Source organism: Geminocystis sp. (assembly GCF_041753295.1).
Taxonomy (GTDB): domain Bacteria; phylum Cyanobacteriota; class Cyanobacteriia; order Cyanobacteriales; family Cyanobacteriaceae; genus Geminocystis.
On sequence record NZ_JBGSUU010000071.1, the window covers coordinates 1 to 25,820 of the forward strand.

The window sequence follows — 25,820 nt, forward strand, 5'->3', positions numbered from 1 at the left end:
GAAACCTACAACATCGTAGCAGCACACGGATACTTTGGTCGTCTAATCTTCCAATATGCTTCTTTCAACAATAGCCGCGCGTTACACTTCTTCTTAGGTGCATGGCCTGTAATTGGTATTTGGTTCACCGCAATGGGTGTATCTACCATGGCTTTCAACTTAAACGGTTTCAACTTCAACCAGTCTATCTTAGATAGTCAAGGTCATGTAATTGGAACTTGGGCAGATGTGTTAAACCGTGCAAACATCGGTATCGAAGTAATGCACGAACGTAACGCTCACAACTTCCCCTTAGACTTAGCAAGTGCACAACCAGTTTCTGCACCTGTAATCAACGGTTAAGTTATAGTTTAAAAAACTAAATAATATCAAAAGGCACTCTCTATTAATTTAGGGGGGTGCTTTTTGGCGTTTGTGTTAGGATAATCAATTATAACTAAAGTGATTGTTACGAAAAATTCAAGAATGATTAAACAACGAAAGGTTTTAAAATAATCGATTATTTCTGTTGTTAACTCCCCAGTAGAAAAAATTTGTTTAAGGTTATCTTTAAAATTTATAAGTTTAGGCTTATTGTCAAGACTACGATAAATAATATAATCAAACTTTGTTTTAATTTCTGAGGTTAATTTAAGAATTAAAGCTGTTTTACCAATTCCTTTTAATCCATAAATTTTAATTAATTTAGTTTTATTTTCTATCCATTCTTTTAGATGATTAATTTCTAAATCACGGTCATAATTGTAATTGATTTCTGGTGCTTCTGTTAAGTCAATTAGAGGTAATTTATTTTTAGTTTTTGAAAAGGATTTTTTTGACAAAGTATTTGTAAATTGTAGCGATTTATCACAAATATTTATATTTCCTTCATCAACTTGCAAACAATAACCAAATTCAGAAACTTGAGAAACATGATATTTTTTTGCTAATTTTGAACGAACATTATATTTATTAATATTTTCATCTAATTCTTGTCCTAATTTTTGCCATAATTTAGCAGCTTCTTTTTTGATATGAGATTCACTACAATTAAATTCTTGAGCAATTTGAAAATTTTTTTTACCCTGATAAGTTCCTCTTAAGATACTTTCTTGTATTGAAGTAAGCTCCATTAAATTATCAACATAATCCAACACCTCATCAAAGTTTTTCATCAGTAACTTTAAGAATTAAATATTTAATCAACTGAATTATACCAAATCCTACTAAATTTACTTCAACTTGGGTACGAAGAGTGTACTTTATCATATTATTTAATAAAATACAATGTTATTCAAGAAAGAAAGAAATCCAAATGAGGTTACTTGAATCATGTATCAAGAATTGTTGAGTAGTGCTAACCCCGGGCTGATTATTATTATGATTGATCAATCAGGATCAATGTCAGACTTTTATGCCAACTCAAGTAAAGCAAAATTTGCCTCAGTAGCAGTTAATAAAGTTATTGAAGAGATTATTTTATCTTGTTCGTCAGGGGATGGTATTAAAGATAGATGTTATGTCGCAGTAATAGGATATGGTTCAAATGTTGATATACTGTTTTTGGAAACAGCTTCAGAATTAGCGAAAAATCCTAACACTACTACAGTTAAAAGAAAAATCTCTGATGGTGCTGGGGGATTAATTGAAGTTGATGAAGTACAAAGAGTGTTTGTTAATCCGATCGCCAATGGTGGTACTCCTATGGCGGAGGCTTTTCAACAGGCTTCTAATGGCATAGAAAAATTTATTACTAATCATCCAAATGGTTTTCCTCCCATTGTCATTAATATTACCGATGGTGAACCGAATAACATGGCTTTAGCGACTAATGAAGCCAAAAAATTAGCACAATTGAAAACCAGTGATGGTAATGTAATTATCCTCAATGCTCACATTTCCAACGCTTCAGCAGGAAAAATAGAGTTACCTAGCAATGATTCCGCCTTTAGCAGTAATCAATTTGCCAAATTTTTGTTTGATATTTCTAGTGTATTACCAGATCCTTTAATCGAAAGTGCTAAAAATACGGGTTTTAATGTGCAAACTGGGGCGAAGGGTTTTGTGTTTAATGCTGATGCAGAAACATTAATTAAACTGCTTAATTTTGGCTCTCAAGGGGCTTTACGTTAACGTTTTCTGTCAGAAAAATATCCTTATTATTCAGCTAAATTATGCCAATTCGTATTATTTTTAGTGCTAGAACTCACAAAGAAAGTGAAAGTATTACTGATTGTCAAGATTTTTTTCACCTAAACTCAGAACAAAATTGTTGCGCGATCGCAGATGGTGCAAGTCAATCATTTTATCCTAGTTTATGGGCAGAACTTCTTGTCAATCATTTTTGTCAAAATTCTGATATTAACCAAGAAAACTGGCAATTATGGCTTAAACCCATTCAGGAAAAATGGTTACAGGAAGTAACAGAGAAAGTTGAAACCGCAAAACGTGATTTTAACCCTGTTTGGGTGACAAATACTAATCGTCTTAATCGTAGAGACTCAGCAACTTCTACTTTCATTGGGTTAGAATTTCTGGAAAATAAGATTAAAGTTTCTTTAGTAGGTGATAGTTGTTTATTTATCGTCAAAAATCATCAATCTATAAATACTTTAATTGCTAGTTATCCCCTAAAAAATTCTCAGGATTTTGGCAATCGTCCTGAATATTTTGCTAGTTATCAAAAAAACAATGATTTTCAGCCTAATTTTTTTGATATACCTTTTGAGAATCAAAGAAACTCAGAAAAATTTTACTTTATTTTAGCAACAGATGCTCTCTCTGAATTTATTTTTCAATGCTTAGAAAATGATAAACCAATTTTTACAAAAATAACAAATATTGATAATCAACAAGATTTTGAAAAGTTTGTGTCCCTCGCAAGAAAAGAGACTATTTTCATGAAAAATGATGACGTTGCCCTAATGATTTTAGAAGTAAATAACATAAAAATTCTTGAGCCTTTACCTTCAATAAATCCACAAAAACAAAATAATAACAATTTATTATCTCCAGTAACCGCCACTTCAAATGAAGAAAAGGAGGAAGAATTAATTTCACCACCTTTAACACCTAATAATAATAACCATAATAATAATTTACAGCTAGATCAAGAAAATAAATTAATTGAATTAGCCAAAAATTATGCTATTAAATTTATCGAAATACGAGGAGTTATCCAGAGGAGAATAAACTTACATCTTAATAATAGAGAAAGTACAATATGGAATGAACAAAATCAAGTAAGAGATTTTAAAAAAGTAAACAGAGATTTAAAATTGCAAAGAAATCTTTTATTCATTTTGGCTTTATTGCTACCATTACTCAGTTATTTTATAGGGAAAAATTCTGTTAATCAAAAGATAGTTAATTCACAGGATAAAATTTCAACTTTGGATAATTCTAAGAATATAAATAAAAATTCATCAAATAATTTAGAGTCTTCTAATCAAAGGGATCAAAATCCATCAGATAATCAAAATAATATTAAATCATCTACTCCTAATCAATCAAAAATTAATGAACAAAAATCGATAGAAATTGAGGTAGGTATGACAATTTATAAAGACAAAGAATTATCACAAATTTTAATCGAATCTACTCAAACAAAAGTGAAAGCACAAATTACACAAGAAGGAGAAAATTGGGATAAAATTTTACGCACTGTTTATGCACATAAATCTACTTCAAATACTCAAAATTGTACAGATAAAGAAATTACATTTACTAAAAATATTAGAATTACAATAAATCCTGATAAAAATGCCCCATTATTCGGCACATTAAAACAACCTTCACAATTTAAAAATGTTGATATTAATAGCGAATTAACGTGGTGTAAATTTCAATTTGAGGGGTATATAAGAAAATGAAATATCCATTAAGAAGCGATTATGAAACAGCCGTTAAGTATCTTAATAACTTTGTACTTGACCCGAAATTAAAAACAGGCAAAGCGGTTACGCAAGTTCAAAATCCCCATTTTTTATTCTCTTTAAGTGGTGGAAAAGCTATTGTTTATCAGATTCAAACCAATCCTAAAAAATATGCTCTTAAATGTTGGGTAGAGGATTTAGGCAACTTAAAAAACCGTTATCAAGCCATTGATAACGGTTTTAACAACGGTAAAACTTCCTTATTTTGTTGATTTTGCTTATCGAGAAGAAGGTATTATCGTCAATGGGCAAAAATATCCTATTGTTAGGATGGAATGGGTTGAGGGTGTTAGTTTTAAGGAATTTATCACTAATAATATTAACAATCCCATTTATATTCGTGATTTTGCTGATAAATTTTTAGAAATGATGACAATTCTTCATGAAAAAGATATTTCCCATGGAGATTTACAACATGGTAATATTAAAGTGCGTAGTAATGGGGATATATGTTTAATTGATTATGATAGTTTATATGTGCCTCAATTAAGTAATGAAAAAGATGTTATTAAGGGATTACCGGGTTATCAACATCCCAAGAGAAAGAATTTAGATAAACTTAGTCCAAAATCCGATTATTTTTCGGAACTTATCATTTATTTATCCCTTTTAGTTATCGCTGAAAATCCTCATTATTGGCAGAAAATTGAGCAAGAAGAAAGGTTAATTTTTTCTGACAAAGACTTAATAAATCCTAGTTCATCTTCTACATTTAAAGAACTTAAAAAACTCTCTGAAGAAATCATTTATTTTACCGAACAATTAGAAAAATCTTGTCAAACATCAAACATTGAATATTTACACCCTTTAGAAAGTTTAGTTAGTGGCTATAAAGGTAAGAAAAAAATTATCGATTTTTCCGCCATTCCAAAGCCAAAAGTATCTGCTCCTTCTTCCCCTACTCCAATAATAATAAATACTGATTCATCACCTTTTGATATTTTTGATTCGGGTACATCTCAAACACCTATAACAAATACGAATCCACCAGTTTCAGGTCCTGTGTGTACAATAGAGCAAAATAATTTAAAACAAAAAAAAGACGATCCTTGGAGTAAATTAGATAATAATAGATCGAATGCTTGGGATAAATTTGATTCTTCAAAATCTGTAAATGATCCCTTTGATAAAATTAAACCTTCTCAACTTGATCCTTTTGATAAGATTAAACCTTCCGAATCAGATCAACCAAAACCAGTTGATATTGATAAAAATTTATGGGATAAATTTGGAAATATTTGGAATAAATTATCAAAATCTGTATCTTCTATTTGGAATAAAATTGTAAATTGGTTAAATTAGTAATGAATTGCCTGTAAAATAAATTTGTTATTCACTCTTTGATTTCTACCACTATAACTATTATATTTTTCCCCAAGATACCAAATACAGCACTCATATACACAGAAATAAAGATATTCACAGGTTAAAATATTGATGGTAAAACTATCGTCAAACAAGGTTCTCACATGAACAAAGGCAAATTTTGGTTAACGATATTAGGAGTTGCGGTAATGGTAGTCATAACTTATCAATTAGGTTTATTTCAATATCTTAGTGATGGATTAAATAACGCAAATAATTGGATTTTAGAACTAGGTTCATGGGGCGCGATCGCTTTTATAATTATCTATATCATTGCAACAATCTTTTTAATACCCGGATCTGCGTTAACATTAGGTGCAGGGTTAATTTTTGGAGTGATAAAAGGTACAATTTTCGTATCCATAGGATCTGTTATGGGGGCTACTGTCTCTTTTTTGATTGGACGTTATTTTTTGCGTACATGGGTAGAAAAACAAATTGATACTCAACCTAATTTTAAAGCTATGGATAAAGCTGTAGCACAACAAGGATGGAAAATAGTTGGGTTAACTCGTCTTTCACCTCTTTTTCCTTTTGTGTTTTTAAATTATGCTTTTGGGGTAACTCAAGTTTCTTTAAGAGATTTTGTGTTTGCTTCTTGGCTAGGTATGTTACCCGGTACAGTTATGTATGTTTATTTAGGATCATTACCGAAAACTGCGGCGGAGGTTAGTGGTGGAGATACAGATACTCTAAAATTAATCTTAAATATAATTGGTTTAATTGCGACGGTAGCAGTTACCGTTTATGTTACTAAAATTGCCCAAAAAGCACTAGAAAAAGAAGTAAATTGATAATTTTAAGATATGATCAAAACTGAATCTCAATATTTACAAAACTTTACCTTAAGAGCAAAATATTGTAAACTACCACAAGGAAATAATTTATTTGAAGGAAGGAGCAGAAAATAGCAATGCAGTCGGTTTCACCAGTACTGAAATCCGTGCCACGAGAATATCTTAAAGCACATGGAGGATTTAATCCTAATGTATTAATGTTTATTACCGCTATTTCATTAATCACTATTTCTACTTGCGGTTATTTTTTGTGGGGTTGGACCAGTTGGATCTGTTTTACCGCCAATGTGTTAGCCTTACATATGTCGGGTACAGTCATCCATGATGCTTCTCATAATAGCGGTCACAAGAATCCTATTATTAATTCTATACTCGGTCATGGCAGTGCATTAATGCTAGGTTTTGCCTTTCCTGTATTTACTAGAGTACACTTGCAACATCACGCCCATGTGAATGATCCAGAAAATGACCCTGATCATTTTGTCTCTACAGGTGGCCCTTTATGGTTAATTGCCGCTAGATTTTTTTATCATGAAATTTTTTTCTTTAAAAGAAAGTTATGGCGTAACAATGAGCTTTTAGAATGGTTTTTGAGTCGCTTATTTCTCTTTACTGTTGTATTTTTAGGTATTTATTACGATTTTATCGGTTATGTCATGAATTTTTGGTTTGTACCTGCTTTAGTGGTAGGAATTGCTTTAGGTTTATTTTTTGATTATTTACCTCATCGTCCTTTTAAAGATCGCGATCGCTGGAAAAATGCTAGAGTTTATCCGGGTAAAATTTTGAATGTTCTCATTTTAGGGCAAAATTATCATTTAATACATCATTTATGGCCTTCTATTCCTTGGTATCAATATCAACCAGCTTATTACGCTACCAAACCTTTATTAGATGCCAAAGGATGTGATCAATCTTTAGATTTATTAAAAGGTAAAAACTTTTGGAGTTTTATGTACGATCTGTTTTTAGGAATCAGATTTCATCATTAAATAAATTAGTAAGAAGAGATAAGAAATACTATTTCCATTTCCCTTCTAATTTGTCATTATTTATCAATTTTAAAAATCATAATTTACATCTTCTGGTAAATATTCTCCTTGTGCTGCGGTAAATGCAAGGCGATCGCAGCATTCATTTTCCACATTGCCAGAATGTCCTCTTACCCAGACAAAATTAACTTGATGTTGACTACACAATTGTAATAATTCTTGCCAAAGATCAGGATTTTTGGCTTTTTCCTTGGCATTGCGTTGCCAATTATTTTTTTGCCATTTTTTTGCCCAACCTTTAGTAATAGCATTAACTACATATTGGGAATCAGTATAAATAGTAACTTTGCTAGGTTTTTTTAAGGCTTTTAAACCTTGAATTACAGCAAAAATTTCCATACGATTATTCGTAGTGCGTTTAAAACCGCCTGATAATTCTTTGCGGTAGTTATCCCATAACAATACAACACCATAACCTCCAGCCCCTGGATTATTTAAACAAGAACCATCAGTATATATTTGTATTTGTGGTAATTCATTAGTCATTATTTTTTTTTCCTGATGCCGAGAGAAAATGATCAATAAATGTACTAATTCCTTGATCATAATTAGAGATGATGGCTAAAAAAGCACCACCAAAAATATATAAAGGTAAAGGTACAAAGAAATTTTTAACCCAAAGAACAAATTGAGTCAAGATAAATAATAATAAAAAACTGACCAACCAAACTTTCATATTCAACTCCTCAAATAAATCAATGATCAACTGTCAAATGATAGCTAATTGTTAATTAAAAAAGACGACAGACACTGGTTAAAACACCTTGAATTTCTACCTGATCTATTAAACTAATAATAGGCTCATCATCAGGATTAAAAGATTTAAGGGTAATTTCATTATCAGTCAAATAAACTCTTCTTAAGGTTGTACCATAACCTTCTATGTTTGTCATGACAATTTCTTTATCTTTTACTTGTTGAAAATCAGATACCATACGCATAATTAGATAATCACCTTCTGCTATATGTTCACTAATCATGGTATTTCCTGTTACTTGTAAAGCAAAACAGTTATATTGATTAAATATCGGGTTAAAGTCAATTTTTTCTGGTTCGTTACTCAAACCTTCAATGATTCCCCCTGTTATCACCTTACCTGTAATAGATAATCCTTGATTTTTATTTTTAAGAATTTTTAAAGTACGCGCTTGTCCTTCAGTCCATTCCAGATAACCTTTACTACGCATTCTTTCTAAACGACTTTGAATCGGTGCTGGCGATCGCAAATTCATAGCCTTCATCATTTCCCGAATAGAAGGAGAATGTTTATTAGTATCAATATATTGTACTAGCCAATCATACAATTGTTTTTGTACAGGGGTCAAATGTTCACTATTTTCCATCATGAAATTCCCATTAATTAAAAGTTGATTATCATTAGTACTAATTTAACTTAGAACAGTCGTACTAAACAACTATTAATCAAAAATTGTTAGCAAACTTAAAATATTTGAATGAAAAAAATAGGGCTTTAAAAGATTAGGTGATTTCTAAGATAGAAATTATTTGCTAAGAAAATCGAATAAAAATATCCTATTTTGGTAAGTATGGATTGCGTTCCAAGTACATTTCAATATTTTTGATTTCTTTTTTGGTTAAAGAGATTCCTTTTTCATATGCTTTTTCACTTAAGTGAACAATTGGTCTTAATTCTTTCCATGTCATGGTTTTTACCCACGCTAACATAGTTTCGACACCACTTAATATCACTCAGTTATAATGTTTTTATAGTATTTTATACTGCTATTTAATGAGATTATATTTGCTCTCATAGGACCAGAAATATAGTAACTGAATTTTTTTTTAGTTAATTAATTATTTTTTTTATCTCTATATAACTAAATTGTCAGGCAATAATTCGCAGTCAATATTAATTTTTTCTTTAATTAATTTTCCTAAACTTTGCCATTGATTAACCGTAAAATTAACAAAACTTACATTAATATTTTCTGATAATTCTATCCCCTCATTTAACATTAAATTCATCACTATTTCTGAGAAAAATAAGCCTACTTCTTCGCCATCAGCATTATTTAGATTTACCAACAAAATTGCATTTTCTTCTTGAGATATGTGTTTTAAAACTTCACTTATTGTCATAGCAAGTTGTTCTTGATCTGCTTTCCAATCAGGAAAAATAACATAATTGTTCCCCTCACTATTTATAGTAATTAAGTCTTCAAATAATGATTGATTAACTAACTCTTGGTTATCACATTTGAGCTTAATTTTAGCTGTTATTTTTGGTAATAAATTTTGCCATTTTTGCTCATTTAAGTTATTAATCAGGGCAAAATCTAAGGTATTTTCTAAGTCTAATTCTTCCTCCATCATCAAATTCATGGCGATACCAGATAGGAATAAATTAGCATCTTCTTCTGTTATGCCTGTGGTGTCGATGACAAGGGTTGATCCCCCCCAACCCTCATTAATAAGCAGGGCGTTTTTGGCTAGGGTGGAGATGAGGTTATATAATTCTGCGGTTAATTCCTCCTCGTCGGTTTGCCAGTCTGGGAAGATTAGATAGTTAATATTAGTTAAATTTAAGCTAGATAATTCTTTTTCTTCTAATAATAATTTATTTAATTTTTTTCTCAAATTTTGAGCTGGTTGAAAATTAGGCACATAACTATCAAGACTATTTAAGGCTTGTTGTAATACGTCAATTTCTTGTAAATAATCTGCTATTTCCGCTAAATACCAAAATAAACGCCAATGTTTACAACCTTTATTAATAGCCATAATATATTGTCTAAAAGCATCTTCAGTTTTATTTTGTTTTTCTAAAATCAATGCACTCCAAAATATTAAATAACCATCATCAGGATAATAATAAAGATATTGAAAAACCCCCCCTTCTCCCATGCCTAAAAGAGCTGATGATTTGGCTATTTGTTCATCGGTAGTGAATAATTCATTAGTATCATTAGATGTTAAATTTTTTATAAATTGGGGTGCTGTATTTCCTAAAGATTCAACAAATGTTTTTGCACCGTAAAATTGAATGGGAATATCGACTACATCAAGTAATGATATAGGTTCATCTAATAGGCTACCATCGGTAGGAATACTCCATTGTCGGCTTCGTTTAGGTGTTTCTAGTAATTTGTGATAAATGGGGTTTAATTGTTTAGCGGCATTTTCTGCACCGAATATCTGACTGGCGTATTCTTTGGCATTTTTGCCTAGTCTTAATTTTTCTTGGGGATTATGATATAAATACTCTAGGGCTTGGCTATATTCTAATTCACTATCAACCATTAAGCCTGTATAGTTATTGATGATTAGCTTTTTGATACCGCCATGGGGAAGCACCACGGGGGGGATTCCTGCGTACATTGCCTCTTGTAGATTTAATTCGGCGGCGGCGTAGGTGTCTTCACACAAGGGATAACCATAAACATCAAATTTGGCAATTTCTGAGGCTATATCTTCCACAAATCCCCGAAAATCGAATTTATCAAGGGCGTTTAATTCTAAGGCTTGTTGTTGTAAAAACTCAATATTACCTCCTCCACAAACAATAAATTTAACGTCTGGAATATTGGCTTTGGCACTCATGGAAATATAATGAGGGTGCATTTTACTGAAAGATAACGCTCCCATATAACCAACCTTAAAACCTTCGTGGGGTTGAGGTTGAATGTTTTGGACTCGTTCAAAATCCGCCGCATCATATACCATGCCTACTTTTTTATGGCGAATTTCTGGTTTGAGTTGTTTAATAACGGGTAATTCGTAGGAATGGGGATTACAAGGAAGGGCAAAATCAGCATAGTTAATTAAATCACGGGTGATAACTTGGGGGGCATTATCTCCTGACACATGAAACCAAATAATTAACCTTGCTGGAGGTAATTCTGAATGGAGAAACGAAAACATTTGAGGATTATTCCAGTAGTGAATATGTACTAAATCACTCGAAGCAATAATTTGATTACGTTCGATTTCGTCTATAGGTTCTAAAAATTCCATACCCGCTTTCTGGGCTAATTCTACCGCCTGAATTTGAGCTTTTTTCAGAGAGATAACTTGATGATGAAATTGGTTATCTAAACGGCTAGAATATTTAGAAATGGCGATCATCGATCGTGCCGCACCACCAAGACAGAGAAAGTCAATAATATGTAAAATTTTAATCATATAGCAATTCTATTTGAGTTGTGTTAATTATCTTGTTGTAAAAAGGAATCTCCTGATTATTGACAATCAATAAATTCCTCAACCGTGACGTTAATTTCTCTAATTATGGCTCTGATCGTACCTTTACGAATTGTTTTACCACGATGATGAGGAACAGGAACTACAATGTTGTCGAAATCTCTAACCCATAATTCATGCGATCCTTTTCCTTGTCGATAAAATCTAAAGCCGAAAAACTTAAGACGATTTACCACTTCTAAATATGTTAACTCTCTTAATTTTGTCATTTTTTAAGTCAGAGTTGAATGGGAATAGCAAAAGTCCAACCAGTGTTATGGGAAAGTTCGATCGATCCTAAATTAAGATTTTCTTTTTGTTCTTGTTTATATTCTATAATCATTTTTAAAACATCAATACAATTAAATATGGCTTCTTGAGGAGTGTCTCCTTCTGCAAAAGCCCCCTGAATACCAGGTATCATTGCTAAGTAACCATCATCATTATTTTCAATGACGACAGAAATGATTTGAGCTTTATTTTTGTCTGGTAATTGATCAATAGATTGCATTTTTGCCTCCAAGTTATAACATAGTTTTATGATTTGAGTAAATAAGATTTACCTGTAACAATCAAATCTTTAGTTTATTTTGACTTTATTCATAAATACTATTATCTAAAATATTGCTTTTTGTTGAAGATTTTTTTCTGTGGATGAAAATAATTGAGGTAAGTTAGCTAAAACATCTAAATACCACCACCAAAAACCAGAAGAAATTTGCTCACGTTCTCTTTTTTGTTTCAAATCAATGATACTGGATAACTCATGATAAAATTGTTTAGCATTTTTGATTAATACGTGATCTGCTAAGGATAATTCTTCTTTTTCTAGTCCATTTAGTTCATTTTCAATTAGTGCTAATTGATCTGTAATTTGCAACATTTCTAAGTGTTCAAATCCACTAGCTTCTGGGAAATTAACGGCAATTTGATAGTTTTTTAATAATTGTTTTTTCATAGTTCAAAATCTTATAATAAACCGATTGATAAAAAGAGTAATTATCACAAAGTATCTAAAATATCTTGTTTAGAAACTTGTTTATGACGAGCAACACTTGTTAAAATTCCATTTAAAGTTCCTACCCTTAAAGGAGAATGATTAGGGATACTAATTCTCTGATGAGTTGGTGTTTTAGTTTCAAGAATAATATGACTTCCTTCCTGATGAACTATTTTATAATCCCATAATTTACAGAGAATTTTACTTAGTGATGAGCCTTTTAAATTACGAGGAATTTTCATTGAATTACTAACATTTCATCTTTAACAAGGTGTAATTTTACATTAGGATAAAAAGGTCGATCGAAATAAAAACCTTTGACGGCTTCATTAATATTCATTTTTAATTCTTCCCAAGTATCTCCTTGAGTAAAAATATCTTCTGTGAGACATTCTGCGACAAATCCGCCGTCTTCTTCTTGAGATATTTCAAATATGATAGTTTGTTTCATAGTTTTAATTACTCCTTGTTTTATTCTTTGAGTAAATAAGATTTACCTGTAACAATCAAATATGATAGTTTGTTTTGACTTTAATTTTTGTTTAATTAATTCAAATTTTTTCATCGTTTCAAGATCATAATATCTTTATCTTTCTCCGCAATTATCACAAACTAGGGCGAATACTTCCAAACTGACGGTATCTCCATCATTTTTTATAATTTCATTCACTGTTTTTTTGCTTAATTTACCTTCACAAAATAGGCATTTATCAATGGGAAACATAATTTACTTATTATTGGTTAGTTTGGATTTGCTGAAAATAAAGAAGCATTTAAAACTGTAATCCCTACTAATATTTTATCGGCATAATGATAGACTATATTATCTTCATAAATACTATCGTTGGCTTTTTGAGGTTTACGAAAACTAATATACAATACATCAGCATCTTCATCATAAGTCATCCACATTTGATTGGAAGGCGCTTGAAGAAGATAAGGTACTGATTTTAAAAGATTTATTTCTGCCATAAAATACCTCGTTTGATAATTTTTTCAGGAGATGAAGTCAAAAACGCTGTAATCACAAATCCATGATTTTCAATCCATCATTTTCCATTTCTTTATAAACAACGACGACACATTTTTGAGAAATCACAGTTTTCTGATTTTGTTTGAGGGCAATTAGTTCATCCGTCCACCCCTTGACGATTAAATCAGGATTGGCTATGGTTTCAATGACTAAATCTTGATACCCTGCCATATAGTCGTGATGTTCGGTAATATGAGACCATTGTTTATAAGTCAATCGGATGGGAATGTTATTTTTTGATTGAATAATCTCGATCGTATCTTTTGATGTCATAGTTTTAGTCAAATTATATCGTTAATTCTAAGGCTTGACTCCCTCCATAAATAATGAGTCACTTTTGCGCACTTTTCCATCAGGCAAAACATCTAAATTATAGTTATTAAAACCATTAATCCTTGATTCATTGGCTTGACAAACTTTCACATCGACAAAGCCGACTTTTTCTAATAAAACTTTGAGGGAATATCTGTCATACATCCATTGATGCACTTCTCCCCCTTGGCGAAATTGTCCGATTTGGGTGGGGTTTAATTCCGCTAAGGATTTACTGGGAAAGTTTCTACCTTGAAAGGCTTTGATTAACATTTCTCCTTCTACCCCAAAACGATCGATAATAAATTCTGGGTTAGGTAGAGGATTTTGGGCGAGATAGCGTTTCATATCACCGCCAGACTCGTTACGCACCACTTGATCATACATTTCTAGCATCAACCAATTATAGTTATGCGCGTCATTTTCTGAGCCGTTTAAGGCATTTTCTAGGGATTGGAGGTAAAGTCGGGCAATTTGTTCTAAATCGGGGATAACCACTCGAATAATACCGTTAGGTTGTAAGACTCGATAGCATTCTGCGAGGAAGGGTTGGGCTTCGTTTTTGGGTAAATGTTCCAATAAATGGGAGTGATAAACTACTTCAAAGCTATTATTATCAAAAGGAATACCTTTAAGTAAATTATGGGGGATAACGGCTTCTCCCGTGCGGTTAAAGTCAACATTTGTCCAGTCAGGGTGAAAACATCCTCCGCAACCGAGGTTAAGCCATTTTAGTTTGCTGGTGGGTTGTTGAGGGGGTGTAATGGGATTTAATGGGGTAACTTCCGACTTTGCAAACCATACACCTGTACTGTCGATGACATTTAAGTTAAATTTAAGGTTATTTTGTTGTTGAAATTCTGTAACGGCTTGGCGACAACCTTCCCAAAATCCATAATCATCAATTTGAATATAGCCATAAGGAGAAACATAGTGATATAAGTTATTGATGATGGCTTGGGTGGATGAATACCAATCACCATCCATGTGTAAAAAGGCAATTACTCCTAATTGATCTCGCATTTTTTGCAACGTATCCTCAAAATAACCTTTAACGAGGGTGACAACATCAAAAGAGCCTAATTTCTGACAAATTTCTGTTACACTGGCTTCGGGCGCGGCGCAAGTACCCGTACCCCATCCTGTCAACTCCGCCATAATACCGCTAGATTTATCTTTATCTGTGGGGTTTGGCATTCCTTCAAAAGAGTCAAAAGCATAAACTTGACGAGGTTGTTTAGTATAACGTTTAACAATAGCGGAAATTAATCCTGTTGAACCACCTCCAGCAACTCCACATTCAACAAAATTACCGGCTATATCTTCGATACACACCCGTTTAACTAGGGTAAATAATGAATATAACCGAGCTTCACTGAGCATCGTATAGGGTTGAATAGCTTGATATAATCCTTGAAATTCTCGATCATCAATTTGATGAGCTACAAATTGAGGATATTGGTTTAATAATTGCTCAAGAAGTATTTTTGCTTGATTATTGTCAGGAAAATAGCGTAATTCTTCATATAGACATTGAATAGAAGAAGCTGGTTGTTTTATTTGTAAAAAACATTTTGCTCTTAAATAATCTAACCCTAAAATTGGTTGTTTTTTAGCTTTCGTTTCATTAAGAATTTTAAAGGCTTCTCCTATTTTATTTTGCATTAAAAGCGATTCAACATTATCTAAAATAGAACTATAAATGATCTGCTTATCCTGAATATTTTTAGTTAATTCTTTTCTTAAAGCTATACCTTTTTTGTGATAAGGATAATAACTCAATAAAATATCTAAATTGTGAACAGCTTCATTAATTTTTCCCTGTTTAGCTAAGATAATCCCTTGAGCATAATTCATTCCAATGTTATGAGTAGAATGAGAATTAACAATATCTAAAGTATTTTGATCTGGATTATTATTAATTATCTTAACTATATCTTCAATGGATATTTTTTGTTCTTGATTGGTTACTTGTACCTGAGAAATACCTCCAAATATTGTTTGTTGAGTAAAATTATCTGCCTGAGTATTTCTAATGATAAAAGAAGGATGATTTAAAGGAAAATCTAAGGCTTTTACCTGCATATTAGCTTTATTATCGATGTTATTTGTATGAGTACCAGAACCAAAACCGATATTAGAAACTAAATTCACATTGGGTAAAATAGTTAAACCATTATTAAGCCATAGAGTATATTGCCAAATATATGCCCAACTACTAAAACCTTCATAAACAGCTTGAAGTATTCTTGACCAATAAGTAACTGCTTCATCATTTTCTAAAACGTCTTTTAACCAGTTATGATCTCTTAATTGTGTCCATAATTCCATTGAATCATCATATTTTGTCCATGCTCTACGCCAACTTCCCCAACCCCAACAATGTCCATAACGGGAGAAATAATAACTATATTCGTCTCTTTTTCGTCCAAATTGGAAGTTATTACCAGAAATCATCATAATCCGTTCATCATCACGATATTTCTCTAATAATTCTTGACAATAACGGAAAAAGGTAGGATGAGGAAGACAGTCATCTTCTAAAATTATCGCTTCTTCTACTTGCTCAAATACCCAATCTAAACCGCTACTAACTCGTTTACGACAGCCTAAATTAACATCGGAATAGTTAGTTAATACTTCACATTCCCAATCCACTTGATTAATAATTGCCCTTGCTTGGGCACATTTTTCCGCTTCTCCAGTTTTATCAACCCTTGCACCATCGGCAACTACTAATAATTTAGGCGGTTTTGCTTGACGGATAGCTTCAAAAACTCTGGCAGTGGTATCGGGGCGATTGAAGATTAATAAAGCGACAGGGGTTGTTAATTGCCAGTTATCATCATCTTGATAGTTATTCATATTTATTGGTTTGGGGTTAGTAATTTGCATACAAGATTTACCTAGACAAGATTTTTTGTCACTAGGTAAGGTTTTTGTTTCTAAAATTTCTGTGGATTTAAAGAATAAAGATGTACAATTTTTATAAGTATAACTGGGAATTAAGCCGTAAAAATCAATTCTTTTATAACCTTGAGATAAGAGCAATTTTAAAGATAAATCATAGTCATGTCTATCAGTATTATCAAAAATTAATAAGCCATTATTTTTAAGTTTATTTAAACTATTTTCTAAACAACTATTTCTATTAATTCCATCAACAATAATTACATCAAAATATTGATCAGGATATTGATTAATAAAATCTGGATATTTTTTTTCATCAACTTCTAAATTTAATTGCACATTATCGGGCATTTGTTGTTTAATTTGATCATACCAACCTCGATCGCTTTCAATAGAAATTACTTGTTTTGCTTTACTAGCCCACCATAAAGTAGAGTTTCCGCCACCAAATTCAAACACTATAGAATCAGGCTTTATTTTATCTTCTAAAAATTCAATAGCAGGATAAGTGTACCAAGGAATGGGTTGATTTTCAGAGTTAATGGGCTTACCTTGAAAGAGTGAATTAAGCCAACCTGAAGTAGATAAATAATTGATGCCTTGAATTAAATTACTGGATATTTTTTCCCAATTGGCTTCTAAAATTAAACAATGAGCAAAACGAATAGATAAACTTTGTTTTAATTGAGGATTTTCGTTAATTAATTGTAAATATAGTTGCGATGCTTTACTAAATTCTTGTTTATTAAAATATTGATTAGCTTGAGTAAGTTGATATTCTAAAGAATTATTATTCATCTGTATTTTAGTTTTTTGTTGATATTTTTTATTAGATTCTTTTTCTAAACATAAAAGTATTCCATTGTTAGAAAAAAAATTTTATCTGGATATTTTAATTTTGATTCTGTAGTAAAATCAATATGAGTTTTTTATGTAAGTTCTAGTTGATTAACAGAAAGTTAAGTTTTGTAAATAAGTAATATAGTTAGTAAATCTTAGAGCGTATCATCATTCCCACCACATACTGATATATATTAACTTAAATATTCTCTGGCAAATTGTAACATTTCTTCAGCTTGAGAAATAAACCTATCAGCATCATTTTTATTTAGGTTTGGGTTAATGTCGTAATCGCCTCGATTTCTTTGATCTTGAGCATCAATTAAATAACGATGATATTGAGAAGGAATTTTATTACTTTTAACTAAGTGTTTCCCAACGGCCTAGATTACCGCAGAATGACTGGAAAACGATAAATCCTCCTCTAAAAGCAATACCTCAGCTACATAAAACATAGCATAATAAGCTCTGGAAGTAGCAAATTCAGGATAGTCTTTTTGATTTAATTCTTGAGCGGCATTTAAACTTCTTTCAGCTTTAATTAATAAATATTATTGCTCTTTAATCATAAAACTATTCCTTCTCTTTTTACATTCAGAAAAAATGGAGTTTTACTATTACTATAGTCGCAACTATTAGTAAATGAACGGGATATTACCAAATCATAATTTAAAGATAATTTAGCTATGGAATTGCTAGTTTTTTCAATTTCTTGGGAATAGTTAAATTCATTTTTTAAGACGATTAAAATATCATAATCAGAATCGTGTCGATAATCGCCTCTAGCACGAGAACCAAATAAAATTATTTTGTCTAATTCATCTTGATATAATTCTTGAATAAAATTCTTGATTTTTGTCAAAATTTCTCCTTGACTAATCAAGTTATTATTTACAAAATATTGAGTGGTTTTAAATATGATCGTTTTCATCTTTTTTCACATCTTTTAATCATATTTAGCATTTTACCCTCAAGTTTATCGTTAAGCCTAGCAAATTTAAGACTTTAAAAACAAGAGACATTTCTGGATTAAGCATTATTAAGAAAATCTTTGAATAACAATTAACTATTTTCTAAATTATTATATATCGGTAAAGAGTCGATCTAGCTTTTAGTTAAGTTTTATTACAAAGAAGCCTCAAGATTTTTGCTGGTATGGGGTTGATTGATGTTAATTTTATCTCCTTAAGCCATATAAACGACAAGAAAAAGTATGAAGAATACTTCTCATCATAATTCTTATCGGCACGAGGAGAGACAAATAATGGTACATTAGATAGAATTACCGAGTTAAAGATTAAGGACTGAAAGGGTGGAAAAAGGTACTTTAGTTGAATTTAGAGTTAATGGTGATACCCGTGATCGCCGTTTAGCTGTAGTGGAAAAACCAGAGGGGAAAAAAGACTGGATTGTCATAGATGAAAAAGGAAATCCCCATAAAATTCGCCCTCAGAGAGTTGATTATCAAATTAAAGGACAATTTTTTAAATACTCAGAAATACCTCAATTTAAAGAGGAGATAATTCCGTATTTAGATGAATCTAACTTAGAAATAGCATGGGAATTATTAGTAGAAGATTCTACCCCCGTAACACCATCAGAATTAGCCTCTTTAATTTTTTCTGAAGAAACTCCTGCGGTATGTTACGCCGCACATATTCTTTTGTCTGATGATAAAATTTATTTTAAGAGAAAAGGTGATATTTATGAGCCTCGTTCTTTCCATCAGGTAGAAGAAATTAAGCATCAAATTGACATAGAAAGGCAAAAAAAAGAAGAAAAAGAAGGATTTATCAATAAACTGAAACAGGCTTTACAAGGAGAAAGTTTTAAGTGGGAAGAAGGAGATTCTCTGAAACTTAACTTTTTAGAAAAATATGCTTTACAACCAGATAACCCACCGAAACAAGCACAAGATATTTTAGAATCTCTTGGCAGACAAAAAAGTGGCGATTCTGCGGTGCAATTACTGATAGACTTAAAACTATGGGATAAACACGAAAATATATTTTTACGACGTAGTTCTTACCCTAATTATTTCCCACTACAGGTGTCCGAAGTGGCTCATTCTTTATTAGAAAAAATTTCCGCTGGTGCTATAGTTGATCTTAACCCTAGACTCGATTTAACTCATCAAAAAGTATATACTATAGATGATGAAAGTACGGAAGAAATTGATGATGGTTTAAGTGTAGAAACACAAGAGGATGGTATTTTACGTTATTGGATACATATAGCTGATCCTACTCGTTTAATCAATCCCGATGATAGTTTAGACCGAGAAGCGCGTAAACGTAGTACCAGTTTATACCTACCCACTGGAATGATTCCCATGTTTCCTCCAGAATTAGCTACAGGACCGATGAGTTTAATTCAAGGTCAAATTTGCCCTGCATTAAGTTTTGGGGTTACTCTTAAGGATGATGGTGCAGTTTTAGACTATAAAATTCATGCTACTCTCATCAAACCCACTTATCGCTTAACCTATCATGATGTTGATGAAATGCTACATTTGGATATTCAAGCAGAAAAAGAAGTCAAACAGTTAGCCGAAGCTGCGAAAAAGCGATCGCAGTGGCGCAAAGATAATGGATCTGTGATGATTTCTATGCCAGAAGCTATTATTAAAGTGAAAGATAATGAAGATGTTACGATTGAATTATTAGATCCTTCTTTTTCTCGTTCATTAGTAGCGGAAATGATGATATTAGCCGGGGAAGTAGCCGGTAGGTATTGTCAAGAACATAGTATCCCTGTCGCTTTTAGGAGTCAACCTCAACCTGAATTACCTCCAGAAGAAGAGTTAATACTTTTACCGCCTGGTCCTGTAAGATCATGCGCTCTAAGACGTTGTATGCCAAAAAGTGAAACAGGTTTATCCGCCGCCCGTCATGCTAGTTTAGGGTTGGAAACCTATACTCAGGTTACTTCACCTATCCGACGTTATACAGATTTACTGGCTCATTTTCAAATTAAAGCACATTTACGAGGCGATAATTTTCCTTTTCAACGAGATCAAATGCAGGAAATTATTTTCGAAGTAATGAGTACTTCTTCTGAGGCTGTATTAGTAGAAAGACAAACAAATCGCTATTGGAGTTTACAATATTTACAGAAATATAGTAACGAAATTTGGCATGGTTTAGTGTTGCGTTGGTTACGAGAAGATGATAATTTGGCTTTAATTTTATTGGAAGATTTAGGATTAGAATTTGCTCATCGTTTCGATCGTATTCCAAAAATAGGAGAACAATTAAAGTTACAAGTACATTTCTGCGATCCTCAACGGGATGAAATTCGTTTTAAAGAAGCAATAAGTAATTAGGAATTAGAAAGGAAACGGGGAATTAAAAATTAACAATTAATAATTAACAATTAAAAGCAGGATTTACAAAATTCGATAATCCTGATAATGTTGCTTAAGCAATTAACTATCCGTAAGGTAATTGATGAATTACCCCTACCTATCAATTCTAAATTTTCTCTTATGTTAGTACCTTTAATTAGTGCTTTTATTGCTATTATTATTAGTGTCATTAGCTGGTTAATTTATCAAGGTAAGTTTACTTTTTTATCTTATAATTTATCTATTATGTTTAAAGAAAATAAGTTAATTTTACTAGGTTTAAATCTTATCGCTTTTGGTTTTTTATTAGGTTTAGTTGGTTATAGCTTAAATTTAGGTAGAAATTTTCGTTATGTGAGAATTATTTTTCTCGTTATGGGTTTTATTTGTTTAAAAATATCTTTAGCTAAAAACTTAAATAAGTTACCTGAATTACCATCTTTTATTAAGGCTATTATTAACATCACAAATACTCAAACTTTACAACTTTTTGCCACTATTATTATCAGTTTTTTATTCATCAAAAGTTTAGTAGCCGTAGATTGGATTAGTGGTGATACTTGGATGTATCAATTACCTTTTGCTGCCCGTTTTTGGGGTTTGGTTTCCCCTGAACAATATATGTTTGAAGCAGAAAGAGAACCTTTTTTTAATACCTCTACGATGTTGCCTAATATTTTACAAGGTTTTTTCTGGTATTTGTTTGGTATAAAACGCCCTCAAGGTGCTAATTTAGTTAGTTTTTTAAGTTTAATTGGTTATTTTATTTTTATCAAAAATTATCTTAAAATTCCCTATTATTTATCAGTTATTTCTATTTTAGCTGTGCCTTTAATTCACATTGCAGCTACCAGTTGTTATGTTGATTTATTAACTAATGTAGGTTTTGCGATCGCTTTAATAATAACTTATTTATTATATTTAAAAGAAGACTTTATTAACTATAAAAATGTCTCTATATTTATTTTAGGAGGCTTTATTGCTGGTAACAGTAAATATTTATTAGTGCCTCCTTTAGTCTTGGTAATATTTTTTGTGTTTGTTAGAATTTTATGGTTGATTTGGTATCGTTTTAATCCTGTTAATAAAGTTAAAAATATTCTGACTTTAATTATTACTATGATAGGGGCAAATATTATCATTTTCTTGACATCATTTAAAAATTTAGTTATTTATCAAAATCCTTTTTATCCTTTAAAAATAACTATTTTTGGCTATGAATTAAATCATACTGTTGTGCCTAGTGAAGATTATATGTCAGATAAAATTGAGGCAATGTTACCCATACAAAGATGGCTTTTTTCTCTCTTAGAAATAGGTGCTTTTGACGAAAGGAGGCCATGGAAATGGACAATTGCAATGGATTATGTGCCTTTAGATGCTGATACTTTTGGTATGGGAGGATATTTTGCTATTTATGTTGTTTTTAATGTTATTTTATTTGCTTTTTTATGTAGTAAGAATAACCCAGAAACAAGAGTTGCTTTAGGGATGGTAATTATTATGAGTTTAGTTACTCCTTTTTTGCCTTTTTCTTATCAATTAAGATACTATATGTATTGGATTATAATTTTAATAACTCTCAATTTATATTTACTTTTACAGCATTATCAATTAACGAAAAATTCATGGTTAAAACCTCAAAATTATGGTTATGTTGGTATCATAGTTATGATGATTTTTGTTATCTCTACTCGTTGGGATTATACTTATCCAAATCCTATGTCTTTAGACAAATTTATGAATAATGATAATCGTGTCAATCCAGAAGTTATCGCTATATTAGAAGAAAAAAAAGAGGCTTGTTTAGTGGGTTTTACTCCTCTAACTTTTTTATACAATTCTCAATTTCATGAAGGAAAAAATTATTCAGTTAAAGCCGAATTTAGTTATAGTGAAGAAGAAGTGCGAAAAAAATGCGGCAATCGACCTATAATATATAAAAAATAGTAGTGTTAAGACTAGGAAATTAGAATAATCGGAAAACATTAATTCTTAATTCTTAATTCTTAATTCTTAATTCTTAATTCTTAATTATTCATTATTCATTATTCATTATTCATTAAATGGATTCTCTCGAATTGTCAATTATCATGCCTTGTCTTAATGAAGCAGAAACTCTTGCTACTTGCATTGAAAAAGCACAATGGTATTTACAAGAATATCATATAACAGGAGAAGTACTCATTGCTGACAATGGTAGTGATGATGGTTCGCAGGAAATTGCTATCAAAATGGGTGCAACCTTAGTTAATGTCACAGAAAAAGGTTATGGTAGTGCGATTATGGGAGGAATTGTGGCAGCAAAAGGAGAGTTTATCATTATGGCAGATGCTGATGATAGTTATGACTTTACGAATCTAAATCCTTTTGTTGAAAAATTGCGAGGTGGCTTTGATTTAGTCATGGGAAATCGTTTCAAAGGAGGAATAAAACCTAATGCGATGCCATTTCTACATAAATATTTAGGTAATCCCGTATTAACATGGTTAGGTAAATTATTTTTTCGTAGCCAATGTAATGACTTTCACTGTGGTTTGAGGGGATTTCGTAAACAGGCGATTTTGGGTTTAAATTTACGCACTACTGGCATGGAATTTGCATCGGAAATGGTAGTAAAATCTACCTTAAACGGATTAAAAATAACAGAAGTTCCCACTACTTTATCACCTGATGGACGCTCTCGTAAACCCCATTTACGCACATGGCGTGACGGTTGGCGACATTTACGATTTTTATTATTATATAGTCCTCGTTGGTTATTTCTTTATCCCGGATTTTTTCTGATCATTTTAGGATTAATAAGTACTATTATATTATTAGCTAGTCCCAGAGTTCACAGTTTATTATATTCTTCTACTGCAATTATTATCGGTTTTCAGTTGGTTAGTTTTGCGATTTTTACTAAAGTTTATGCTATTCAAGAAGGATTATTACCACAGGATAAAAAGTTATTAAAATTTATTAATTATTTTACCTTAGAACAGGGGTTAATTTTTGGTACAATTTTATTTTTATTAGGGGGTATTACTTCAATTTTAGCCTTGTTTCAATGGAAAGCAACAGATTTCACGGCATTAAACCCTGTCTTAACTATGCGTTTAGTTATTCCTTCTGTTACGGCGATAGCCTTGGGGTTGCAAATAATTTTTGCCAGTTTTTTCCTCAGTATTTTTCAATTAAAAACAAAGTAAAAACAGTTAAGAATTACAAATGACAGGTAAGATGCTATTCCACAAAACGAAAATTTTGATAAATCAATCAATATCTAATACCGTAATTGGTCATCGCATTTTTAGTTTTATAGTAAAAGTCAAAAAGAAATTTATTAAATCCTATCATTTTTCTAAAGAATAATTAAGTAGCAAATGCGGGAATATTTCTAGTTAGATGGAGTTAGACCGCAATTGCGATAGAATTATAAGTTATACATACATTACTTGTAGCAGAAAGTGGAAATTTAAGTAAGGAAAAGACACAATATGTCTAAAAAGAATCAATCAAAAAGATTAACGACTCAACATAAAAAGTCTCAAGGTTTAGATAGATTGACTTCAGCAAATTATGGAATGCCAATTAACACCAATTTGTGTAACAATAAGTTTATTAATCATAAAGACAAAACAATAATGCTTCAAGCCGCATCTATTTATACACAAGGAAATGGAGAAAAATGGAATCCCAAAGAAATGTTTGATATTATGCTTGAAATTTCTAAAACCTCTCTCCAAATATTAGGCAGTGAAATATTTAATCAGATAACCAAAAGTAAATAATTAAAAACAAAAGATTTATTGTATCGAAAAAAAGGTTAAAAATGGCAAGAAATGCAACAAATGAATTATTACAAAATGCTAAAAAATCAAAAAGTGACGAGTTTTATACACAACTTTCAGATATTGAAAGAGAATTGAAACATTATAAGAAGCATTTTAAAGATAAGGTTGTATATTGCAATTGCGATGACCCTCGAATTAGCAATTTTTTTAATTATTTTGCTTCAAACTTTAAAGAGTTAGGTCTTAAAAAATTAATAACTGCCTGTTATAGAGAACAAGTAAGTGATTTATTTAATACAGAAGAAAATGAAAATGGTTTTTTCTTTGAATATACAGGTACAGAGGGAGAAAAAAACCAACCAAGTTCAGCGGACATTGTTTACTTTAAAGGGGATGGCGATTTTCGTAGTGCTGAAAGTGCTGAACTATTAAAGCAATCCGATATTGTTGTTACTAACCCTCCATTTTCATTATTTAGAGAGTATGTAGCTCAATTAGTTAAATACGATAAAAAGTTTTTGATAATTGGCAATATTAACGCAATAACCTATAAAGAAATTTTCAAACTAATTAAAGAAAACAAGGCGTGGTTAGGAATAAATCTTGGTAGAGGTATTTCTGGTTTTATTGTTCCCGAACACTATGAACTTTATGGAACAGAGGCTCGGATTGATAACTTAGGAAACAGAATAGTTTGTCCAAACAATTGTCTATGGTTAACTAACTTAGATACTTTTAAACGGCACGAAGATATTGCTCTTACAAAAAAATATTTTGGAAACGAAGCCGAATATCCGAAATACGATAATTATGATGGAATTAATGTTAATAAAACACAGAATATACCGAAAGATTATAAAGGAGTTATGGGTGTGCCAATAACATTTTTACATAAATTTAATTCCGACCAATTTGAAATAATAAAATTCAGAAAAGGGAATGATGAAAAAGATTTATCAATAAATGGAAAATGTCCGTATTTTAGAATACTAATCAAAAATAAACGAATGCAAAATGAACTAATTGAAAATATAAGAATCTAAGTAAAGATGGTTAATGGAAATTCTAAGATAAAGGCTTTCGTTAGAGTAGAGGTTCATGTTAAGTAAACCAGTAAGACATAGCAAAATTTGGATGTCTTTAAACCCTAGAAATGAAAGTGAGACAATACATCAACTTTAAAGAAAAGTTCAACTTAATGTTCTTGAAGTATCACGAAATAAGTTAACCTGATTCATAGAAGGATTTATGTGATTTTTTGTCAATTTCTAT

26 protein-coding genes and 2 pseudogenes are annotated in these 25,820 nt (G+C 31.2%); 11 read left to right on the plus strand and 17 right to left on the minus strand.

All coding sequences use genetic code 11. The features are described from left to right. Positions 1-342 (plus strand): annotated as a pseudogene (locus ACEW8E_RS07865) (photosystem II q(b) protein); the annotation flags it as partial. A gap of 26 nt (positions 343-368) precedes the next feature. On the opposite strand, the gene ACEW8E_RS07870 reads toward ACEW8E_RS07865, so the two are convergent. After that, a complete protein-coding gene (locus ACEW8E_RS07870; protein WP_373479792.1) occupies positions 369-1,154 on the minus strand; it encodes an ATP-binding protein in 786 nt (261 codons plus the stop codon). Positions 1,155-1,311: 157 nt separating this feature from the next. Here ACEW8E_RS07870 and ACEW8E_RS07875 point away from each other — a divergent pair, with 157 nt between their 5' ends. The 5 genes and pseudogenes from ACEW8E_RS07875 to crtR all read left to right on the plus strand — a co-directional run bounded on the left by ACEW8E_RS07875 (position 1,312) and on the right by crtR (position 7,068). Then, positions 1,312-2,112: a vWA domain-containing protein gene (locus ACEW8E_RS07875; RefSeq protein ID WP_373479793.1), complete on the plus strand. Its 801-nt coding sequence runs from the start codon at positions 1,312-1,314 to the stop codon at positions 2,110-2,112. 41 nt (positions 2,113-2,153) lie between these two features. Continuing rightward, positions 2,154-3,851, plus strand: a complete 1,698-nt coding sequence (locus ACEW8E_RS07880; protein ID WP_373479794.1) for a hypothetical protein — start codon at positions 2,154-2,156, stop codon at positions 3,849-3,851. Next, positions 3,848-5,216 (plus strand): annotated as a pseudogene (locus ACEW8E_RS07885) (protein kinase family protein). Before ACEW8E_RS07880 ends, ACEW8E_RS07885 begins: the two are co-directional and overlap by 4 nt. Positions 5,217-5,383: 167 nt before the next feature. After that, on the plus strand, positions 5,384-6,073 hold the full coding sequence (locus tag ACEW8E_RS07890; protein WP_373479795.1) for a TVP38/TMEM64 family protein: 690 nt from the start codon (positions 5,384-5,386) through the stop codon (positions 6,071-6,073). 119 nt (positions 6,074-6,192) lie between these two features. Then, positions 6,193-7,068 carry a beta-carotene hydroxylase gene (gene crtR / locus ACEW8E_RS07895; protein WP_373479796.1) on the plus strand — a complete coding sequence of 292 codons (876 nt, stop codon included), beginning with the start codon at positions 6,193-6,195 and terminating at the stop codon, positions 7,066-7,068. A 69-nt stretch (positions 7,069-7,137) separates the two neighbouring features. Here the strand turns inward: crtR and rnhA are convergent, their stop codons facing one another. The 16 genes from rnhA to ACEW8E_RS07975 form a co-directional block, all read right to left on the minus strand. Continuing rightward, positions 7,138-7,614 carry a ribonuclease HI gene (gene rnhA / locus ACEW8E_RS07900; RefSeq protein ID WP_373479797.1) on the minus strand — a complete coding sequence of 159 codons (477 nt, stop codon included), beginning with the start codon at positions 7,612-7,614 and terminating at the stop codon, positions 7,138-7,140. After that, on the minus strand, positions 7,607-7,804 hold the full coding sequence (locus ACEW8E_RS07905) for a hypothetical protein (protein ID WP_373479798.1): 198 nt from the start codon (positions 7,802-7,804) through the stop codon (positions 7,607-7,609). Before ACEW8E_RS07905 ends, rnhA begins: the two co-directional genes overlap by 8 nt. Before the next feature lie 55 nt (positions 7,805-7,859). Beyond that, positions 7,860-8,471 carry a transcriptional repressor LexA gene (gene lexA / locus ACEW8E_RS07910; RefSeq protein WP_373479827.1) on the minus strand — a complete coding sequence of 204 codons (612 nt, stop codon included), beginning with the start codon at positions 8,469-8,471 and terminating at the stop codon, positions 7,860-7,862. Between the two features lie 190 nt (positions 8,472-8,661). Then, a complete protein-coding gene (locus ACEW8E_RS07915) occupies positions 8,662-8,838 on the minus strand; it encodes a hypothetical protein (protein ID WP_373479799.1) in 177 nt (58 codons plus the stop codon). Positions 8,839-8,958: 120 nt separating this feature from the next. Next, the gene (locus ACEW8E_RS07920; RefSeq protein ID WP_373479800.1) at positions 8,959-11,271 is read right to left on the minus strand and encodes a glycosyltransferase family 4 protein; all 2,313 of its coding nucleotides are present in this window, start codon (positions 11,269-11,271) and stop codon (positions 8,959-8,961) included. Positions 11,272-11,327: 56 nt separating this feature from the next. Then, positions 11,328-11,558 carry a type II toxin-antitoxin system HicA family toxin gene (locus tag ACEW8E_RS07925; protein ID WP_373479801.1) on the minus strand — a complete coding sequence of 77 codons (231 nt, stop codon included), beginning with the start codon at positions 11,556-11,558 and terminating at the stop codon, positions 11,328-11,330. A gap of 8 nt (positions 11,559-11,566) precedes the next feature. Next, positions 11,567-11,839, minus strand: a complete 273-nt coding sequence (locus tag ACEW8E_RS07930) for a type II toxin-antitoxin system HicB family antitoxin (protein WP_373479802.1) — start codon at positions 11,837-11,839, stop codon at positions 11,567-11,569. Between the two features lie 105 nt (positions 11,840-11,944). Continuing rightward, positions 11,945-12,286, minus strand: a complete 342-nt coding sequence (locus tag ACEW8E_RS07935) for a hypothetical protein (RefSeq protein ID WP_373479803.1) — start codon at positions 12,284-12,286, stop codon at positions 11,945-11,947. 44 nt (positions 12,287-12,330) lie between these two features. Next, positions 12,331-12,570, minus strand: a complete 240-nt coding sequence (locus tag ACEW8E_RS07940; RefSeq protein ID WP_373479804.1) for a type II toxin-antitoxin system HicA family toxin — start codon at positions 12,568-12,570, stop codon at positions 12,331-12,333. Continuing rightward, positions 12,567-12,779: a type II toxin-antitoxin system HicB family antitoxin gene (locus ACEW8E_RS07945; RefSeq protein ID WP_373479805.1), complete on the minus strand. Its 213-nt coding sequence runs from the start codon at positions 12,777-12,779 to the stop codon at positions 12,567-12,569. The genes ACEW8E_RS07940 and ACEW8E_RS07945 overlap by 4 nt, the downstream gene beginning before the upstream one ends. 135 nt (positions 12,780-12,914) lie before the next feature. Further along, entirely contained in the window at positions 12,915-13,052 is a 138-nt protein-coding gene (locus tag ACEW8E_RS07950) for a YgiT-type zinc finger protein (protein WP_373479806.1), read from the minus strand. 17 nt (positions 13,053-13,069) lie between these two features. After that, positions 13,070-13,300, minus strand: a complete 231-nt coding sequence (locus tag ACEW8E_RS07955; protein ID WP_373479807.1) for a DUF2283 domain-containing protein — start codon at positions 13,298-13,300, stop codon at positions 13,070-13,072. Positions 13,301-13,352: 52 nt separating this feature from the next. After that, positions 13,353-13,634 (minus strand): hypothetical protein, encoded by a 282-nt coding sequence (locus tag ACEW8E_RS07960; RefSeq protein WP_373479808.1) that lies wholly within the window; start codon positions 13,632-13,634, stop codon positions 13,353-13,355. A 27-nt stretch (positions 13,635-13,661) separates the two neighbouring features. Next, positions 13,662-17,381: a TylF/MycF/NovP-related O-methyltransferase gene (locus ACEW8E_RS07965; RefSeq protein ID WP_373479809.1), complete on the minus strand. Its 3,720-nt coding sequence runs from the start codon at positions 17,379-17,381 to the stop codon at positions 13,662-13,664. Positions 17,382-17,806: 425 nt separating this feature from the next. After that, complete coding sequence (locus tag ACEW8E_RS07970; protein ID WP_373479828.1) at positions 17,807-17,965, minus strand: HEPN domain-containing protein; 159 nt, start codon at positions 17,963-17,965, stop codon at positions 17,807-17,809. 23 nt (positions 17,966-17,988) lie between these two features. Continuing rightward, the gene (locus ACEW8E_RS07975) at positions 17,989-18,354 is read right to left on the minus strand and encodes a nucleotidyltransferase domain-containing protein (RefSeq protein ID WP_373479810.1); all 366 of its coding nucleotides are present in this window, start codon (positions 18,352-18,354) and stop codon (positions 17,989-17,991) included. 381 nt (positions 18,355-18,735) lie between these two features. Here ACEW8E_RS07975 and ACEW8E_RS07980 point away from each other — a divergent pair, with 381 nt between their 5' ends. The 5 genes from ACEW8E_RS07980 to ACEW8E_RS08000 all read left to right on the plus strand — a co-directional run bounded on the left by ACEW8E_RS07980 (position 18,736) and on the right by ACEW8E_RS08000 (position 25,591). After that, positions 18,736-20,748, plus strand: coding sequence for a ribonuclease catalytic domain-containing protein (locus ACEW8E_RS07980; protein ID WP_373479811.1), 2,013 nt, complete (start codon positions 18,736-18,738; stop codon positions 20,746-20,748). Between the two features lie 87 nt (positions 20,749-20,835). Continuing rightward, positions 20,836-22,719, plus strand: a complete 1,884-nt coding sequence (locus ACEW8E_RS07985; protein WP_373479812.1) for a hypothetical protein — start codon at positions 20,836-20,838, stop codon at positions 22,717-22,719. Between the two features lie 116 nt (positions 22,720-22,835). Further along, positions 22,836-23,963 carry a glycosyltransferase family 2 protein gene (locus ACEW8E_RS07990; protein WP_373479813.1) on the plus strand — a complete coding sequence of 376 codons (1,128 nt, stop codon included), beginning with the start codon at positions 22,836-22,838 and terminating at the stop codon, positions 23,961-23,963. Positions 23,964-24,251: 288 nt separating this feature from the next. Beyond that, positions 24,252-24,545, plus strand: coding sequence for an EcoRI family type II restriction endonuclease (locus ACEW8E_RS07995; RefSeq protein ID WP_373479814.1), 294 nt, complete (start codon positions 24,252-24,254; stop codon positions 24,543-24,545). Between the two features lie 41 nt (positions 24,546-24,586). After that, complete coding sequence (locus ACEW8E_RS08000) at positions 24,587-25,591, plus strand: adenine-specific methyltransferase EcoRI family protein (RefSeq protein ID WP_373479815.1); 1,005 nt, start codon at positions 24,587-24,589, stop codon at positions 25,589-25,591. Positions 25,592-25,820 lie beyond the last annotated feature (229 nt).

Coding starts and splice junctions, on each gene's coding strand:
- ACEW8E_RS07925 (WP_373479801.1), bottom strand. CDS start 11,558: ATGACAAAATTAAGAGAGTTAACATATTTAGAAGTGGTAAATCGTCTT.
- ACEW8E_RS07965 (WP_373479809.1), bottom strand. CDS start 17,381: ATGAATAATAATTCTTTAGAATATCAACTTACTCAAGCTAATCAATAT.
- ACEW8E_RS07880 (WP_373479794.1), top strand. CDS start 2,154: ATGCCAATTCGTATTATTTTTAGTGCTAGAACTCACAAAGAAAGTGAA.
- ACEW8E_RS08000 (WP_373479815.1), top strand. CDS start 24,587: ATGGCAAGAAATGCAACAAATGAATTATTACAAAATGCTAAAAAATCA.
- ACEW8E_RS07960 (WP_373479808.1), bottom strand. CDS start 13,634: ATGACATCAAAAGATACGATCGAGATTATTCAATCAAAAAATAACATT.
- ACEW8E_RS07950 (WP_373479806.1), bottom strand. CDS start 13,052: ATGTTTCCCATTGATAAATGCCTATTTTGTGAAGGTAAATTAAGCAAA.
- ACEW8E_RS07875 (WP_373479793.1), top strand. CDS start 1,312: ATGTATCAAGAATTGTTGAGTAGTGCTAACCCCGGGCTGATTATTATT.
- ACEW8E_RS07920 (WP_373479800.1), bottom strand. CDS start 11,271: ATGATTAAAATTTTACATATTATTGACTTTCTCTGTCTTGGTGGTGCG.
- rnhA (WP_373479797.1), bottom strand. CDS start 7,614: ATGACTAATGAATTACCACAAATACAAATATATACTGATGGTTCTTGT.
- ACEW8E_RS07990 (WP_373479813.1), top strand. CDS start 22,836: ATGGATTCTCTCGAATTGTCAATTATCATGCCTTGTCTTAATGAAGCA.
- ACEW8E_RS07890 (WP_373479795.1), top strand. CDS start 5,384: ATGAACAAAGGCAAATTTTGGTTAACGATATTAGGAGTTGCGGTAATG.
- ACEW8E_RS07935 (WP_373479803.1), bottom strand. CDS start 12,286: ATGAAAAAACAATTATTAAAAAACTATCAAATTGCCGTTAATTTCCCA.
- ACEW8E_RS07870 (WP_373479792.1), bottom strand. CDS start 1,154: ATGAAAAACTTTGATGAGGTGTTGGATTATGTTGATAATTTAATGGAG.
- ACEW8E_RS07940 (WP_373479804.1), bottom strand. CDS start 12,570: ATGAAAATTCCTCGTAATTTAAAAGGCTCATCACTAAGTAAAATTCTC.
- ACEW8E_RS07985 (WP_373479812.1), top strand. CDS start 20,836: ATGTTGCTTAAGCAATTAACTATCCGTAAGGTAATTGATGAATTACCC.
- ACEW8E_RS07955 (WP_373479807.1), bottom strand. CDS start 13,300: ATGGCAGAAATAAATCTTTTAAAATCAGTACCTTATCTTCTTCAAGCG.
- ACEW8E_RS07945 (WP_373479805.1), bottom strand. CDS start 12,779: ATGAAACAAACTATCATATTTGAAATATCTCAAGAAGAAGACGGCGGA.
- crtR (WP_373479796.1), top strand. CDS start 6,193: ATGCAGTCGGTTTCACCAGTACTGAAATCCGTGCCACGAGAATATCTT.
- ACEW8E_RS07975 (WP_373479810.1), bottom strand. CDS start 18,354: ATGAAAACGATCATATTTAAAACCACTCAATATTTTGTAAATAATAAC.
- ACEW8E_RS07930 (WP_373479802.1), bottom strand. CDS start 11,839: ATGCAATCTATTGATCAATTACCAGACAAAAATAAAGCTCAAATCATT.
- ACEW8E_RS07905 (WP_373479798.1), bottom strand. CDS start 7,804: ATGAAAGTTTGGTTGGTCAGTTTTTTATTATTATTTATCTTGACTCAA.
- ACEW8E_RS07995 (WP_373479814.1), top strand. CDS start 24,252: ATGTCTAAAAAGAATCAATCAAAAAGATTAACGACTCAACATAAAAAG.
- lexA (WP_373479827.1), bottom strand. CDS start 8,471: ATGGAAAATAGTGAACATTTGACCCCTGTACAAAAACAATTGTATGAT.